Below are 15,679 nucleotides of genomic sequence, written 5' to 3'. Positions count from 1 at the left end.
CAATAGAAAATGAGAGCGCACTACTAAATTAAAATAATAAATTGTAAGTCTCAACTTACATCAGCTTTTATTGTAGAATTGATTATATCTTAAACTATTTATATATATCATAAAATGATATATAAGAATGATTGCTTTGCAAGTTTAATATTACAAAGACAAAATATAAGAGGATAAAAAAGTAGTTGAAAGAATATGACAATTAAAATGATAATTAGTACAATATCTTAATGTTATTTGGAGGTTTAAGATGATAAAAAATAAAAGAATAATAATAACAGGAGGAAATGGATTTTTAGGAAGTAATATAGTAAATTTGCTTAATGAAAATAACGAGGTATGTATACCTAGAAGCAGAAAATATGATCTTGTAGAGAAAGAAGCCGTAAAAGAACTTTTCAATGACTTTAGGAATGTTGATATTGTAATTCATGCAGCGGCAGATATTGGAGGAATAGGTTATAGCAGTACACATTCTTCGAAGCAATTTTACAATAACATTTTTATTAACACAAATATGTTACATGAATCGTATATAAATAATATATCTAAATTTGTGGGAATAGGAAGTGTATGTGAATATCCGAAAGAAACTAAAATTCCATTCAAAGAAGAAGATTTGTGGAATGGATATCCAGTGGAAACAAATGATGCATATGGTTTAACGAAGAGAATGCTTTTAGCACAAAGTATTGCATATAAGAGAGATTATAATTTTAATTCTATACACTTATTACCTGTTAATATGTATGGACCAAAGGATAATTTCAGTAGCGAGAGTTCACATGTAATTCCAGCATTAATTAAAAAAATAATAGAAGCAAAAGAAAATAATGCCAATGAAGTAGAAGTATGGGGAAGTGGCTCAGAAAGTAGAGAATTTATATATGTTGAGGATGTAGCAAAAGCTGTTTTATTAGCCACAGAATTTTATGATGAAATTTCACCAATTAATATAGGTAGTGGTAAGGAAATAAAAATTTGTGAATTGGTTGAAAAATTAAGCGAACTAATTGGTTATGAAGGAAAAATAAAATATTTAAATAATAAACTTGGAGGGCAGCAGAGACGGATGCTAGATGTATCTAAGGCTTATGAAAAATTTAATTTTAAAGCTGAAATGGATTTCCAACAAGGGTTAATAAATACAATTGAATATTATTTAAATAAGTAATTTTTTAAATAATAGAGGTATCAATTGGAGGAATGTGTATGAAAGAAATAAAAATAAAGTTTGTGGATTGCAGTAATACATTTGATGAGAATAATAATATTTTTATGGATTTATTAAGAGAAAAGTATAAAGTTAAAATTGCAGATGATCCAGATTATATAATATATTCAGTATGGGGAAATGAACATTTAAAATATGATTGTATAAGAATATTTTATACATTTGAAAATATAAGACCTAATTTTAATATTTGTGATTATGCCATTGGATATGACTATATGAATTTTGAAGACAGATACATAAGAGTGCCATATTATGTATTAGGTAATTTGTATTGGGATTCAATTTATAGAGGAATGAATAAAGAACGTCTTTTCATAAATGAAGATATATCTAAAAAAAATTTCTGTGATTTCATATATTCTAATGGAAATGCAGAAAAAGAAAGGGAAGTTTTTTTTCATGAATTAAGTAGATATAAGGAAGTAGACAGTGGAGGAGGATATTTAAATAACATTGGGAGAAGAATTCAAGATAAATATGAGTTTCAAAAACAATATAAATTTAGTATTGCATTTGAAAATTCATATTCAGCAGGATATACTACTGAAAAGATAATCGAGGCTTTTGGAGCAGGAAGTATACCAATATATTGGGGCAATCCAATAATTGAAGATGAATTTAATGGAAAGTCATTTATAAATTGTCATGCATATAATAGTTTTGATGAAGTTATTAATTTAATAAAGAGAATAGATAATGACGATAATTTATATTTAAAATATCTAAAGGAACCAATGCTGAAAAATGATATAGACATTTTTAAATTAGCAAAAAATAATCTTCAAAAATTTTTAATTAATATTTTTGAAAAAGAAATAAAAAAGGCAAAGGTGAGGAATGAATGGTGGTTTAATACAATCCATAATCTAGTGAAAAGGAATAAAATGTTACTTAGTGAAAAAGAAAAATATTATAGGTATTATTTTAATAGATATTTAAATAATAAGAAAGTTATTGGTTGGGGAAGCGGTAATGGATTAGATATATTAATGGAATATAATAAAGACATAAAGATTGAATACTTGGTAGATAGTAATGATTTGAAAGTAGGAACTAAGAAAAATGGATTATGTATACATTCTTTTGAGGAATTGCTAAATGAGGATAAAGAAGAAATATTTATAATTATCTTATCAATTGATTATTACGAGGAAATAAAGAAAAAATTGTTTGAATCTAATTTTAAAGAATTTGAGAACTTTATTGGTTTGAGTTTTTTTAAACCAATTGATGAATTGAATGTTATTGAGAAAATTGAAGAATAGAGCTTTATATTTTTATGTGTCAAAAATCTGGTAAAATATACATAAGATTTAATATGACTACTGCTATTAAAATTATAAAGAGATAATTTTAGTGGGAATAGTATATAAAATTAAGAGTATTATATATATTTAAAAATATGAAAGGTACGATTAAAAATGAAAAAAGTGTTAGTAACAGGAGCAGATGGATTTATAGGAAGTCATTTAACAGAAATGCTTTTGGAAAAAGGATATGAGGTAAGAGCATTAACATACTATAATTCATTTAATTCTTGGGGATGGTTAGATACATTAGATCGAAAAAAGTTGGATGAGATTGATATTTTTGCTGGGGATATAAGAGATCCAAATGGAGTTAGAGAGGCAATGAAAGGGATTGATGAGGTTTTTCATCTGGCAGCTTTAATTGCGATTCCGTTTAGTTATCATTCACCAGATTCATATGTTGATACTAATATTAAAGGGACATTAAATGTGCTTCAAGCTGCTCGAGATTTAAATACATCTCGAGTGCTTGTTACATCAACTTCAGAAGTATATGGAACAGCACAATATGTACCTATAGATGAAAATCATCCATATCAAGGCCAATCACCGTATGCTGCAACCAAAATAGGTTCAGATAGGTTAGCAGAGTCTTTTTATAGAAGTTTCAATGTGCCAATAAGTATTGTTAGACCATTTAATACATATGGACCAAGACAATCAGCAAGAGCGATTATACCAACAGTAATTACTCAATTATTATCTGAAAAGAAAGAAATAAAGCTTGGAGCGTTGTCTCCAACTAGGGACTTTAATTATGTGAAAGATACTGCAAATGGTTTTATAGAAATAGCTAAAAGTAGTAAAACTATAGGTCAGGAAATTAACATTGCAACTGAAAGAGAGATATCCATAGGTGATTTAGCAAAGGAATTAATAAAGCAAATAAATCCAAATGCTAAAATAATATGCGATGAAGAAAGATTAAGACCTGATAAAAGTGAAGTAAATAGATTATTAGGTTCAAATAAAAAAATAAAAGAATTAACTGATTGGAGACCACAATATACTTTTGAGGAAGGTTTAAATGAAACAATAGAGTGGTTTAAAGTCAAAAGAAATGTTTTTGGATATAAGAATAGCATATATAATATTTAAAAAAATATTATTAAAAATATTTATGAAAGTAGAAAGTTGGTGATTTTATGAATGAATTTATACCATTATCGGTACCTAATCTAAAGGGAAATGAATTAAAATATGTTACAGAAGCAGTAGAGCAAGAATGGGTATCTACAGGTGGAACATATATAAGTACGTTTGAAAAAAATATAGCCGATTATCTAAAAATTGAAAGTGCTGTTGCATGTCAAAGTGGTACAGCAGCTTTACATCTATCTTTAATACAAAGTGGTATAGATGCTGGGGATGAGGTAATAGTACCTACTTTGACATTTATAGCCGCAGTTAATCCAGTAAAATATCGCGGAGCATTTCCTGTTTTTATGGATTGTGATGATTCATTAACTTTAGATGTTAAAAAGTTAGAGGAATTCTGTAGTACACAGTGTGAATTTAAAGACGGAAATTTAATTAATAGTAATACAAAAAGAAAAGTTAAAGCAATAATTGTGGTTCATGTGTTTGGAAATTTAGCTAATATGGCTAAAATAATGGATATAGCAAAAAGTTATAATTTGAAAGTTGTAGAAGATGCAACAGAAGCCCTTGGATCTTATTATACAGATGGAATATATAAAGGTAAGTTTGCAGGAACAATTGGAGATTTTGGGTGTTATTCTTTCAATGGTAATAAGATAATAACTACTGGAGGAGGAGGAATGATAGTTGCAAATAATCAGGATGATTTAAATCAAATTAAATATCTTTCTACTCAAGCTAAGGATGATACATTAAATTATATACATGACGAAATTGGATATAATTATAGGATGACTAATCTTCAAGCTGCACTTGGAGTAGCACAATTAGAGAAACTTGAAGAGTTTATTGAAATAAAAAGGAATAATTATAATTTATATAAAGAAGCATTTGAGAATATAGCTAAAGCTACAATTTTAGATTTCAATGAAGATATTAGGCCTAACTATTGGTTTTATTCGCTAGTCTTGGATAATATGAATAAAGATGAAATAATTAATAAACTATTAGAAAATAAAATACAAACTAGACCAATATGGGGATTAATACATAAACAGAAGCCATATTTACAAAGTCAGGCTTACAAAATAGAAAAAGCTATGTTGTATCAGGATAAGATAATTAATATACCATGTAGTTCTAATTTAAAAGTAGAAGATGTTAATAGGGTTATAAAATATATTAAAAGTATTATATATTAAATATTTATAACTAATGTTTTAAGAGGAAGTGTTCATATGGAAGATATTATATTAATTGGAGGCGGAGGCCATTGCAAAAGTATTATTGATACAATTAAGATGGCCAGTTTATATAATATAGTAGGAATAATTGATGTGGAAAATAATATCGGAAAATATGTAAATGGAATAAGAGTTATTGATAGTGATAAAAACTTGTGGAAATATAAAAGTGATGGAATAAAAAATGCTTTCATTTCGATTGGGTCTGTAGGAAATACATTATTAAGAAGAAAATTATATTATTTAGCTAAAAAAACAGAATTTATTTTTCCAATTATAATAGATAATAGTGCAATAGTATCAGAAGATGTACAAGTTGGTGAAGGGACTTTTATTGGAAAAAGAGTTTTGGTTAATACAGGAAGTGTAGTTGGGTCAAATTGTATTTTAAATAGTGGTGCAATTATAGACCATGACTGTTATTTAGAGGATTTTGTACATGTTTCGCCTGGAAGTGTATTATGTGGAGGAGTTAAAATTGGATCTGATAGTCATATCGGTTCAAGTTCAACAATAATTCAATATAGAACTGTCGGAAGCAATGTAATGATTGGTGCAGGAAGTATAGTTACCAAAGATATAAAGAGTAATGTAAAGGCATTGGGAAATCCATGCAAAATAATTCAAGAATATTAGAAGGGGTTATAGGAGGAGGAAAATGAAAGTTCTTTGTATAGGAATACCTGAGTATATAATGAAAAATGCAATACAATTTAATGATAGCAATTTAGAGTATAATTTTGTTAGTGAAGAAGAATTCAAAGGTATGAATTTTATCGATAATTTGGATACTTTTAAGGAATATCAAATAATGTTAATAGGGATTGATTTTAAAAATAATGATGAATATAATCTCAAAAATTACAGTGAGATTTTAACTAATATAATTTATATAATATCAAAATCAATAGTTATAAAAAAGATAATTTTTCTTTCTACCTATGGTGTCTATAAAGAAAAGTTAGACAATGAATCTTATAATGAAGAAGATAAAATTGAACCACAAGATTATAAAAGTGCTTTACATTATCATTATGAATGTATGATTAAATGTGCTTGCGAAAAAAACGAAAAGCAAGCATTTATAATTAGAACTTTCAATACTTTTGGACTATATCAAAGCAAAGATTTCATAATAACTTATTTAGTAGATGAATTTTTAAAGGGTAATCCAGAATTGTTTATAGGAGATATGAGAAAAAAAAGAGATTATGTTTATATTAAAGATTTAATAAGATTTATAAACATAATAATTAGTAAAGATATAGATGAAAAATATAATGTTTATAATTTTGGTATGGGGAAAAGTCATACAATTAGAGAAATTATAGATATGATAAAAAAAATAACAAAGAAAGATAAAAATATTATTTTTAATCCAAACAAAATTAGAACAGTTTCAGATTATAATGAAGTAAGAGCAGATATATCTAAAATAAGTGATGAATTGAATTTTAAATTTGAATATAACATATATGAGGCATTAAGCAACTTCATTGAATTGTTTAAAGTTAGTAAGGAGAAATAGTATGGATAGTGCATTAATTTTGGCAGGTGGGTTAGGAACAAGATTAAGACCATTAACTTATGCTATTCCCAAACCTTTACTCCCAATAGGAGAAAAGCCAATCTTAGAAATAATTATAAATAATTTAAAAAAATATGGAATAAGCAATATATATATATCTGTAAATTACAAAAAAGAATTGATAAAGTCATACTTTGGAAGTGGAGAGGACTTTGGAGTAAACATATATTATTTAGAAGAAAAACAGCGATTAGGAACAGCTGGACCAATAGGTTTATTAAAAGACAAAATTAAAGATGACTTTTTTATAATAAATGGAGATTTATATACCGATATAAATATAGAAGATATGTTTAAATTTCATAAAAAGAATAGTAGTGTATTTACAATAGCAACAAGGACATATGAAATGCAAATTCCTTACGGGGTTTTAGACGAAAATCATGAGAATAAATTAATTGAATTTAAAGAAAAACCTAAAATAATAAAGAAAATTAATTCAGGAATATACATATGCAACAATAAAATAATTAATTTGGTAAAAGACAATGAGAGTATAGATATGCCTGATTTATGGGAAAAGATTAAAATGAATCATGAGATATATTTATATAATTTCGAAGAAGAATGGACAGATATAGGAATGATGAATGACTATATGAAATTACAAGAAAAAATAGAAAAAGAAAAATTAGTATGATAGATAAAAGATATTGAAATACAAGTATATAGAGGGAATGAATTTATGATTAAAGAAAAAATATATATATTTGGAGCATCAAATTTAGGGAAAATAGTTAATGATATGTTACAGTATCATTTTGATATTGTTGGATTTATAGATAATAGTAGTAATAAGTGGGGAAAAGAGTTTTGTGATAAAAAAATTTATTCACCTAAAATATTAGATAACTCAACAGAAAAGGTTATTATTGCTAGTAGTTGGGGAGATGAAATAGAAGATCAATTAGACAAGATAAATTATTTTAATATTGACAGGATATATTCAAAAGAATATTGCGAGTTATATGTAAAAAAATTAAGCAAAAGTTACAAAGAAGCTATGCAGAAAAAAGTAGAAAAGTTAGGTAATAAAAGGAGAGTGCTATTAATTTACTCTGGCAAAAATAGCGTTTTTGTTGAAACATGTGCTAGATATATTAGTTCAATAGGTAATTTGGAATTACTTGTTACTCAACGCAAAGACGAGAAAGATTATAATTGCAATTATGTACGAGTGAATATAAATAATATATTGGAATTATATGAATTTTTAAATAGCACTGATAAGTTTGATTTAATTAATATCCATTATATTGAAAGTGAATATTCAATTTTAATAAATAGTTTTAAGGAGAAATCAGACAAGCTAATTGTATCAATTTATGGTGCAGATTTCCATAATGCTCGTAGAATAGGGATTGAGAAGCAGAAAGAGATTTATTCCAAGAGTGATAAAATTTTATTTTGCAATCCAAGTATGGCCAATGAGTTTTTAGACAGATATGGGAATGAGTATAATAAACTTATATCAATTATTAGGTTTGGATTACCAGCATTAGATATATTGGATAAAATTGAATCTAAAAATATAATGGATGTCAAAAAAGTATATAATATTCCAAATGATAAAATAATAATTAATATAGGACATAGTGCTGATAAAGAAGATAATCATTTAGAAATAATTGAACAATTAAATAAATTTATGTTAAAGAAAAATATTTTTTGCATACTACCACTAACATATGGTGGAGATAGCGAATATAAAGAAAAGATAAAAATGAAGCTAATAGAAAGTAAGATAGAATTTTTATTATTAGACAAGTTTTTGGAGGAAGATGAAATAACAGAATTAAAGCTTGCTATTGATATACATGTAAATTTATTAAATAGTGATAATTTTTCGGGTTGGATGCAAGAGTGTTTGTATGCAGGTAGCATTGTAATATATGGAGAATGGCTAAAATATGATATACTGTCTAAAAATAATATGATATCAATAAAAACAATAAATGAAATTAACAATGCACTTGAATATTGCATAAACAATATAACAAAATTAAAAGCTTTAAAATATGAAAATAAGTCAAGAATACGAAATACTTCAAGCAATGAAGTGTGCGTTAAGAAGTGGGTAGAGTTAATAACTCAGTGTATTAAATAAATAGAGTGATTATTTAAATTAATAATTTATTTGGAGGAATATTATGTGCGGTATAAGTGGTTTGGTTAGTAAGTCTTTAAAAAAAGAGGATATGAGTTCAATAATTAAGCAGATGAATGAGATTATTTTACATAGAGGTCCTGATGGGGAAGGATATTATAGTAATGATACTTTGGCTTTAGGACACAGAAGATTAGCAATAATTGATTTAGATAGTAGGTCGAATCAACCTTTAAAAAGTGATAAATATGTTTTGGTTTTTAATGGAGAAATATATAATTATAAGGAGCTTAAAAATTATTTGAGAGATTATAATTATATGACAAATAGTGATAGTGAAGTTATATTAGCTGCATATAAAAAATGGGGAGAGGAATGTGTAAGTCATTTTAGAGGAATGTGGTCATTTATATTATATGATATAGAAAAAAAAATATTATTTTGCTCTAGAGATAGATTTGGAATAAAACCATTTTATTATTATGAAAATGTAAATTATATAGCTTTTGCTTCAGAAATAAAGCAATTTACAGTGCTACCAGAATGGTCAGCTATAGGAAATAAGGATAGAATACAAGATTTTTTAGTGTTTAGTGTGTTGGATCATACAGAAGAAACAATGTTTAAAAATGTTAAGCAATTGCGACCAGGAAATAATTTAATATATAATTTAGAAACAAAAAAATTTAACATATATAAATATTATGATTTAGAAAAGAGGATAGATAAAGAATTTGGTGATATAAATATATACGATAAGTTTTATAATGTCATGGCTGAATCAGTAAGGGAACATATGATAAGCGATGTTAAAGTAGGATCTTGTTTATCAGGGGGGCTGGATAGTTCAACCATAGTAACATTAATGAATGATATGTTGCAAAAAGAAAATGAAAGCAAAAAAATTGATACTGTATCATCATGCTTCAACAATAAGAAATATGATGAACAAGAATATATAGATGAAATAAATAATCTAGTAGAAGCAAATCCACATAAAGTTTTTCCTAATACAGATCAATTAATGAATGAGTTAGAAGATTTGATTTGGCATCAAGATGAACCATTTGGATCCACTAGCATATTTGCTCAAAGAAAAGTATTTGAAGAAGCTAAAAAAAATAATTTAAAAGCAATGTTAGATGGTCAAGGGGCGGATGAACAATTATGTGGATATGGTGAATTCTATTTTGTTTACTTGACTGAGTTATTTCTAAATAAGGAATATGATGAATTTGAAAAAGAACTTAATGCTATACTTGCTGAGAATCCATATTTAAAAAGGGATGATCTTTATTATTTATCAACAAAGAGACCTATGGAATCATTAGAACAAAAATTAAAAATGAATTTAAATAGGGAAGGAAAGTTTATCAAACCAGCTTTTGAACCATATTATGATTACTATAAGGAATTAATAGAATCTATGAAGACATTAAAATCTTATTCTATACATCAATTTGTACATAATTTGCCTGAGTTGCTGCATTATGAGGATAGAAATTCTATGACTTATTCTATAGAAAGCCGAGTTCCATTTTTAGATCATAGAGTCGTTGAATTCAATATTTCATGTAAAAGTAACGAAAAGATAAAAAATGGAATAAGAAAATATGTTTTAAGAAAAGCAATGGAAGAAAAATTACCAAGTAAAATTATCAATAGGAAAGATAAAATGGGTTTTGTTACTCCAGAAATAGATTGGATTAGAAGTAATAATGAAGTTTTTAGAAAGTTGTTCAAAGAAGGTTGTGGCAAATTAAAATGGATTATAAATTCTGATTTAGCTCTTAGTTGGTTTGATGATACAATGATATCTGAGAAAGATTTTGATTTTACAATTTGGAGAATTGTATGTATTGGGAAGTGGATAGAGATTTTTAATATAAAGGAGATATCTTAAAGTTTGGATTTAAATCAAGTAAAAAAAGGTGAAGTAATTTATTAGAGATGCGATAGATTATTGAATAATTATAGTTATTATGATAGTTATTGGTTTTTATAATTTAAATATTATCGTATACGCATTAAATTAATATGATAATAATTTAGAAGATGATCGGAGAAATAAAATATGAATGATTTTATACCAAAACAAATTTATGAAGATAGTATAATTGATATTGAAATTATGTATAATTCATATAAAACGTATTATGATATATTAACACGATGGTTAGATAATAATATGAATGATAAAAAAATAAGTGATTATTTAAAGAAGAAGAATTTAAATAATATTGTGATATATGGAATGGGGAAGTTAGGAGAATTACTATATAAGGAATTGATTAATTCTAATATCAATGTTCCTTATACTTTAGATAGTAATATTGATAATATTAAAATAAATCAATTTAAGTCTAAAAGTATTGAGGACGTGGACAACTCAATTGATATAGATGTAATAATAATTACACCAATATATGCAGCAGAACCAATAAAAAAAGATATAAAAAAGGTGTATAAAAAATCAAAAATTATTTTAACTTTAGATGAGATAATTTTTGATATTTAGGAGAGGTTGTATGAAAGGATTATTTATCGCTGATTTTGATTTTGAAGATAATAAGAATAGAGGTATTACTAATAAAGTTATTGGAATGTATAATTCATTTATAAATAATAATATTGAAATGGATTTATTTTATCAAAAAAATATATATTTTAGATTAAAAAAAATGAATGAAGATATAGAAATTATTAATTGTAGCCGTTATGATAAATATAAGTTTTTATTAGAAAATATTTTACAAAATGAATATAATTTTATTTTCATTAGATATATATTATCAAACTATTTTTTTATAGAATTTTTAATGAAAGTAAAGGAAATTAACCCTGATATTAAAATTATTTTGGAGTTTCCTACATTGCCATATGATAAAGAAATAAAAAATCAAAGAATACTAAGTGAAGATAAGTATTTTAGAGAATTTCTAAAAGAGTCTGCTGATTATGCAGTTGTATATAATAATATTAAAGAAGCCTTTGGTATAGGTGCTTTATTTATAGGTAATGGGATAGAAATAACAGGAAAAAGCATTTTGAATTATAAAAAGATAAATACAAGTAAGATAGTAATTATTGGAGTTGGAAATATTTCAATATGGCATGGGTATGATAGAGTCATATTAGGAATTCATAAATACCTAAAAGATAATAATCAGAGTAATTTAGAATTTCAAATAATAGGAGAAGGAAAAGAAATTAGTAATTTAATAAAACTGGTTCATGAGTTGAAATTAGAAAAGAATGTAAAGTTCTTGGGGCATAAATCTGGAATAGAATTACAAGAATTATATCAGAATGCAGATATAGCCATAGGAACGCTAAGTAGAAGTAGAATAAATATGAAAGATGGATCGGCTTTAAAAAATAGGGAGTACTGTGTCATAGGATTACCATTTATATATTCAGGAATTGATGTTGATTTTGATTTGAAATTCAAATATGCGTTGAATATAGAGGATAGTGAAGAACCAGTAGATATAAATGCAGCAATTGAATTTATTAAAGATATCAAAAACGATCCAAGTTATATAAACAACATGAGAATATATGCAGAAAAGCATTTAGATTGGAATGTTAAAATTAAAAGAATACTAAATAAAATCGAAATGTAAAGGCAGTGGTAACATGAAACAAAATATAGCAATTTCTGTAGTAATGCCAGTCTATAATGCAGAAAAATATTTAAAGGAGAGCATTGAAAGTATATTAAATCAAACGTATGAGAATTTTGAATTTATAATAGTAAATGATGGATCTACAGATGACTCACTTAACATAATAAAAAGATATTCTGATATGGATGATAGAATTGTAATTATAGATAGAGAAAATAAAGGGTTAGTATATACTCTAAATGAGGGAATAGATTTAGCAAAAGGTAAATACATAGCAAGGATGGATGCTGATGATATTAGCTTACCAGATAGATTTATGAAAGAATTTGAATTTCTAGAGAAGAACAGTGAATACAGTATGGTTTCAACTTTTATAACTGCATTTGGAAATGGGTATAGTGACAAAGAAATGAGAAATTTTGAAATTATCCATAATAAAGAAGATTTTGAATTTATCGATCTTTTGTGTGGAGGATTTGTTTTATGTCATCCAACAGTTATGATAAGAAGAGTTTTATTTCAGAAATATGGTAAGTATGATGAAAGTTACTTGTATTGTGAAGATTTGGAATTATGGCTTAGGTTTATGAAAAATGGAGTTAAAATCAAAAATTTATCTGAAAGACTATTAATGTACAGAAAGAATGATGATAGTAAGACATATAAGACTAGAGATGTTTTTTTAACTGATATTATAAGAATGAAATTAGAAACTATTATAGAATTGAATAAAATGAAAGAGCAAAGCAATGTTTCATATTACATATGGGGGGCAGGTAATGGAGGGAGATTGTGTTTAGAAGAATGCGAACACCTATTACTAAATGGAAAATGCTTAGGTTATATTGATATGTATAAGAAAGGAGAATTTAATAATAAAAAAATATATTCTCCGACTAAATTAAAAAATACGAATTTTGACTATATTTTTGTAGCCTCACAACCTGGGAATTTTTATGCGACAGTGTATCTTTCTAGTTTAGGAAAAAAAGTTGTAAGAGATTTTGTAAACTTATTTTAATAATGATAATTCTATACTTTGGAATTTAACTATTATATCTATAAGATAAAACAATAAAGTGTATAAGTATTACAGGAGGGAATAATGAATAAATTGTGGTTAAAAGATATAAATTTATCACATCTGCAAAATAATATTCATAAGTATCAAATAATTAGTTTTGATATATTTGATACTTTAATTTCTAGAACAGTCAATAAACCAAGTGATATTTTTGAATTGGTATATGAAGAATTTAAAAATAAGATTTACAAAGAATGTCCACTAAGAAAAGAAGAATTTAAAAAATTAAGAATTTTAGCAGAGAAAAAAGCTAGAGAAAATAAAAAGATGGATGTAGATTCTAATAAAGTAGATTTTGAAGTAACTTTGTTGGAAATTTACAATGAATTTCAATACTTATCAAAGTATAAAAAAGAATTAATAGATTTAGAATTGAATATAGAAAAGAAGAATATTTTCATTAATCCTGTTGTTTATGAGTTTTTGAAAGATGCAAAAGAAAAATCGAAGAAGATAATTCTTGTATCAGATATGTATTTAACAAGGAAAAATATAGAGGATATTTTATTTGATTTAGGAATTGATTTAACACTTATAGACAATATTTTTGTCTCATCAGAGTTTAGAAAATCTAAAAGTAGTGGTAAGTTATATAAAGAAGTCATAAGATATTACAACGTAGAACCTAAATATATTTTACATATTGGCGATAATGAATTAGCTGATGTTGAAGGCGCGATTAAAAATGAAATAGATTATTGTAGATATAATCCAATTTCTAAGATGAATTTAGAAATTGAATTAGAGAAAATTAAGTATGGTATTACATCTAGTAAAATAAATAATATAAGAAAAATTGCCCTAAATTTATCTTATACATTTAATAAAGAAGAAAGATTTTGGTTTGAAATAGGCGTTAAAGTATTAGGACCATTTTTAACATTTTTATCTCAGTATACTGTAGATGTGGCTAAGAATCAAAGTGTTAATCAAATATATGCCCTTATGCGTGAAGGAGTAATTTTAGGAAAAACATTAAGACAGGCAGTTAAATATAATGATATAAATATAAAAATTTCTGAATTATATGTTTCAAGGGAGGCCACTAATTTAGCATCTCTAGATGAGTTTAAGGTTGAATATATAAAAAAATATTTTTTGCAAAGAATTATAACTGTAGAAGAAATGTTAAATAGTTTAGGTTTGAATTTTCTATTAGTTGAAAACAATGAAATAAATAAAATACGAAGTAAACAAACTTGCAAATTAAATGAAGAAGAGATGAATCAAGTAAAAAATGCAGTAATAAAAAATAAAGAAATCATTAATAAGGAAATAAATAGAAGGAAGTCTTTATTATTAAATTATTTAAAAAACAATATAGATTTATCTAAAAAATTCATTACTTTAGATTTAGGTTACAGAGGTACAATACAAAAAAATTTAAATAATGTTTTAAAGAATGTCATTAAGCAAGAGAATATAATTCATATTTTAGGAATTGGTTCAGAAGAAATTTGTGAAAAAGTAATTAATAATGTGGAAATAAGATCGTATATAAGCTCATTAGATGATTTTAATAAATTAACAGAAGCTATATTATGGGATGCAGGAATTATTGAAGAACTTATGAATGATGAAAGAGGATCAACTCAAGGCTATAAATTAAGTAAGAACAATGATATAGCCATTCCTATTTTAGAGGAAAATAAGATACCTAAAGAAGAATTTTGTTATAAAAATATATGCCAAGAAGGTATATTGATTTTTCAGAAATTATTTTATGAATCTGTATATAAAATAAGTAATGATTTAGATTATTTAAAATATGCACAAGAAGTTATGGTACCTATCTCTAGATTGTTAGAAGTTCCAACGATAGAGGAAGTTAAAAGATTATCCAATTTACATCATGATGAAAATACAGGAACAAATTTTATTACTACATTTATCAATGAGAAGGACATAAAATTAGCTAAGAAATACAATTATCAAACATTAATGGATATTGCTAAAAGTGAAAAAATAATGTGGCCTCAAGGCGTAGCGACATTAATGTATCATAATGAAAATTTATTACAAACTATTAAATTTGGTAAGGAAAACCCTAAATATTTTAGTGAATGTTTTAATACATGTAATATGCTTCTTAATAATGGAATAGATAAAGTCATTGTATATGGAGCTGGAGAAATAGGAAGAACATTGGTACAAGTGTTGCAATTATGTAAAATGGAAATAGAATTTATTATAGATAGAAATAGTTCACTTTGGGGAAATAATATAAATGATATTCAAATAATTTCTTTAGAAGAAAGTAAATTAAGTATAAAGCAAAGTGATACTATAATAATTGCATCTTTTTCCTTTTTAGAAGAAATTGAGAAAAGCATTAATAAGGCTTTTGATAATATAAATATAGTTAAAATGAGAGATTAA

Annotated in this window: 13 protein-coding genes; all 13 read left to right on the top strand. The window is 25.5% G+C overall.

What is annotated here, in order from left to right; translation table 11 throughout:
• Window positions 1–250 precede the first annotated feature (250 nt).
• The 13 genes from L3B98_RS10395 to L3B98_RS10335 all read left to right on the top strand — a co-directional run bounded on the left by L3B98_RS10395 (window position 251) and on the right by L3B98_RS10335 (window position 15,679).
• A complete protein-coding gene (locus L3B98_RS10395; protein ID WP_238916560.1) occupies window positions 251–1,174 on the top strand; it encodes an NAD-dependent epimerase/dehydratase family protein in 924 nt (307 codons plus the stop codon).
• Between the two features lie 38 nt (window positions 1,175–1,212).
• Complete coding sequence (locus tag L3B98_RS10390; RefSeq protein ID WP_238916559.1) at window positions 1,213–2,502, top strand: glycosyltransferase family 10; 1,290 nt, start codon at window positions 1,213–1,215, stop codon at window positions 2,500–2,502.
• Between the two features lie 156 nt (window positions 2,503–2,658).
• On the top strand, window positions 2,659–3,645 hold the full coding sequence (locus L3B98_RS10385; RefSeq protein ID WP_238916558.1) for an NAD-dependent 4,6-dehydratase LegB: 987 nt from the start codon (window positions 2,659–2,661) through the stop codon (window positions 3,643–3,645).
• Window positions 3,646–3,692: 47 nt separating this feature from the next.
• Window positions 3,693–4,850: a LegC family aminotransferase gene (locus L3B98_RS10380; protein ID WP_238916557.1), complete on the top strand. Its 1,158-nt coding sequence runs from the start codon at window positions 3,693–3,695 to the stop codon at window positions 4,848–4,850.
• A gap of 36 nt (window positions 4,851–4,886) precedes the next feature.
• Window positions 4,887–5,528 carry an acetyltransferase gene (locus tag L3B98_RS10375; RefSeq protein ID WP_238916556.1) on the top strand — a complete coding sequence of 214 codons (642 nt, stop codon included), beginning with the start codon at window positions 4,887–4,889 and terminating at the stop codon, window positions 5,526–5,528.
• Window positions 5,529–5,550: 22 nt separating this feature from the next.
• Window positions 5,551–6,420: an NAD(P)-dependent oxidoreductase gene (locus L3B98_RS10370; protein ID WP_238916555.1), complete on the top strand. Its 870-nt coding sequence runs from the start codon at window positions 5,551–5,553 to the stop codon at window positions 6,418–6,420.
• A 1-nt stretch (window position 6,421) separates the two neighbouring features.
• On the top strand, window positions 6,422–7,120 hold the full coding sequence (locus L3B98_RS10365; RefSeq protein ID WP_238916554.1) for a sugar phosphate nucleotidyltransferase: 699 nt from the start codon (window positions 6,422–6,424) through the stop codon (window positions 7,118–7,120).
• 45 nt (window positions 7,121–7,165) lie between these two features.
• Entirely contained in the window at window positions 7,166–8,587 is a 1,422-nt protein-coding gene (locus L3B98_RS10360; RefSeq protein WP_238916553.1) for a hypothetical protein, read from the top strand.
• A gap of 43 nt (window positions 8,588–8,630) precedes the next feature.
• Complete coding sequence (gene asnB, locus L3B98_RS10355; RefSeq protein WP_238916552.1) at window positions 8,631–10,490, top strand: asparagine synthase (glutamine-hydrolyzing); 1,860 nt, start codon at window positions 8,631–8,633, stop codon at window positions 10,488–10,490.
• A gap of 171 nt (window positions 10,491–10,661) precedes the next feature.
• Window positions 10,662–11,105: a hypothetical protein gene (locus L3B98_RS10350; protein ID WP_238916551.1), complete on the top strand. Its 444-nt coding sequence runs from the start codon at window positions 10,662–10,664 to the stop codon at window positions 11,103–11,105.
• 10 nt (window positions 11,106–11,115) lie between these two features.
• Window positions 11,116–12,213 (top strand): glycosyltransferase, encoded by a 1,098-nt coding sequence (locus L3B98_RS10345; protein ID WP_238916550.1) that lies wholly within the window; start codon window positions 11,116–11,118, stop codon window positions 12,211–12,213.
• A 13-nt stretch (window positions 12,214–12,226) separates the two neighbouring features.
• Window positions 12,227–13,237 (top strand): glycosyltransferase, encoded by a 1,011-nt coding sequence (locus L3B98_RS10340; RefSeq protein WP_238916549.1) that lies wholly within the window; start codon window positions 12,227–12,229, stop codon window positions 13,235–13,237.
• An 84-nt stretch (window positions 13,238–13,321) separates the two neighbouring features.
• On the top strand, window positions 13,322–15,679 hold the full coding sequence (locus L3B98_RS10335; RefSeq protein WP_238916548.1) for an HAD family hydrolase: 2,358 nt from the start codon (window positions 13,322–13,324) through the stop codon (window positions 15,677–15,679).

It is taken from the genome of Clostridium sp. YIM B02555 (genome assembly GCF_022320955.1).
Lineage (GTDB): Bacteria > Bacillota > Clostridia > Clostridiales > Clostridiaceae > Clostridium > Clostridium saccharoperbutylacetonicum.
Note: the sequence above shows the minus strand (reverse complement) of the source record. Positions and strands in the feature narration are given on the sequence as shown.

Excerpts from the sequence above, each read along its gene's own strand:
- L3B98_RS10395 (WP_238916560.1), top strand. The coding sequence starts at position 251 with ATGATAAAAAATAAAAGAATAATAATAACAGGAGGAAATGGATTTTTA.
- L3B98_RS10390 (WP_238916559.1), top strand. The coding sequence starts at position 1,213 with ATGAAAGAAATAAAAATAAAGTTTGTGGATTGCAGTAATACATTTGAT.
- L3B98_RS10385 (WP_238916558.1), top strand. The coding sequence starts at position 2,659 with ATGAAAAAAGTGTTAGTAACAGGAGCAGATGGATTTATAGGAAGTCAT.
- L3B98_RS10380 (WP_238916557.1), top strand. The coding sequence starts at position 3,693 with ATGAATGAATTTATACCATTATCGGTACCTAATCTAAAGGGAAATGAA.
- L3B98_RS10375 (WP_238916556.1), top strand. The coding sequence starts at position 4,887 with ATGGAAGATATTATATTAATTGGAGGCGGAGGCCATTGCAAAAGTATT.
- L3B98_RS10370 (WP_238916555.1), top strand. The coding sequence starts at position 5,551 with ATGAAAGTTCTTTGTATAGGAATACCTGAGTATATAATGAAAAATGCA.
- L3B98_RS10365 (WP_238916554.1), top strand. The coding sequence starts at position 6,422 with ATGGATAGTGCATTAATTTTGGCAGGTGGGTTAGGAACAAGATTAAGA.
- L3B98_RS10360 (WP_238916553.1), top strand. The coding sequence starts at position 7,166 with ATGATTAAAGAAAAAATATATATATTTGGAGCATCAAATTTAGGGAAA.
- asnB (WP_238916552.1), top strand. The coding sequence starts at position 8,631 with ATGTGCGGTATAAGTGGTTTGGTTAGTAAGTCTTTAAAAAAAGAGGAT.
- L3B98_RS10350 (WP_238916551.1), top strand. The coding sequence starts at position 10,662 with ATGAATGATTTTATACCAAAACAAATTTATGAAGATAGTATAATTGAT.
- L3B98_RS10345 (WP_238916550.1), top strand. The coding sequence starts at position 11,116 with ATGAAAGGATTATTTATCGCTGATTTTGATTTTGAAGATAATAAGAAT.
- L3B98_RS10340 (WP_238916549.1), top strand. The coding sequence starts at position 12,227 with ATGAAACAAAATATAGCAATTTCTGTAGTAATGCCAGTCTATAATGCA.
- L3B98_RS10335 (WP_238916548.1), top strand. The coding sequence starts at position 13,322 with ATGAATAAATTGTGGTTAAAAGATATAAATTTATCACATCTGCAAAAT.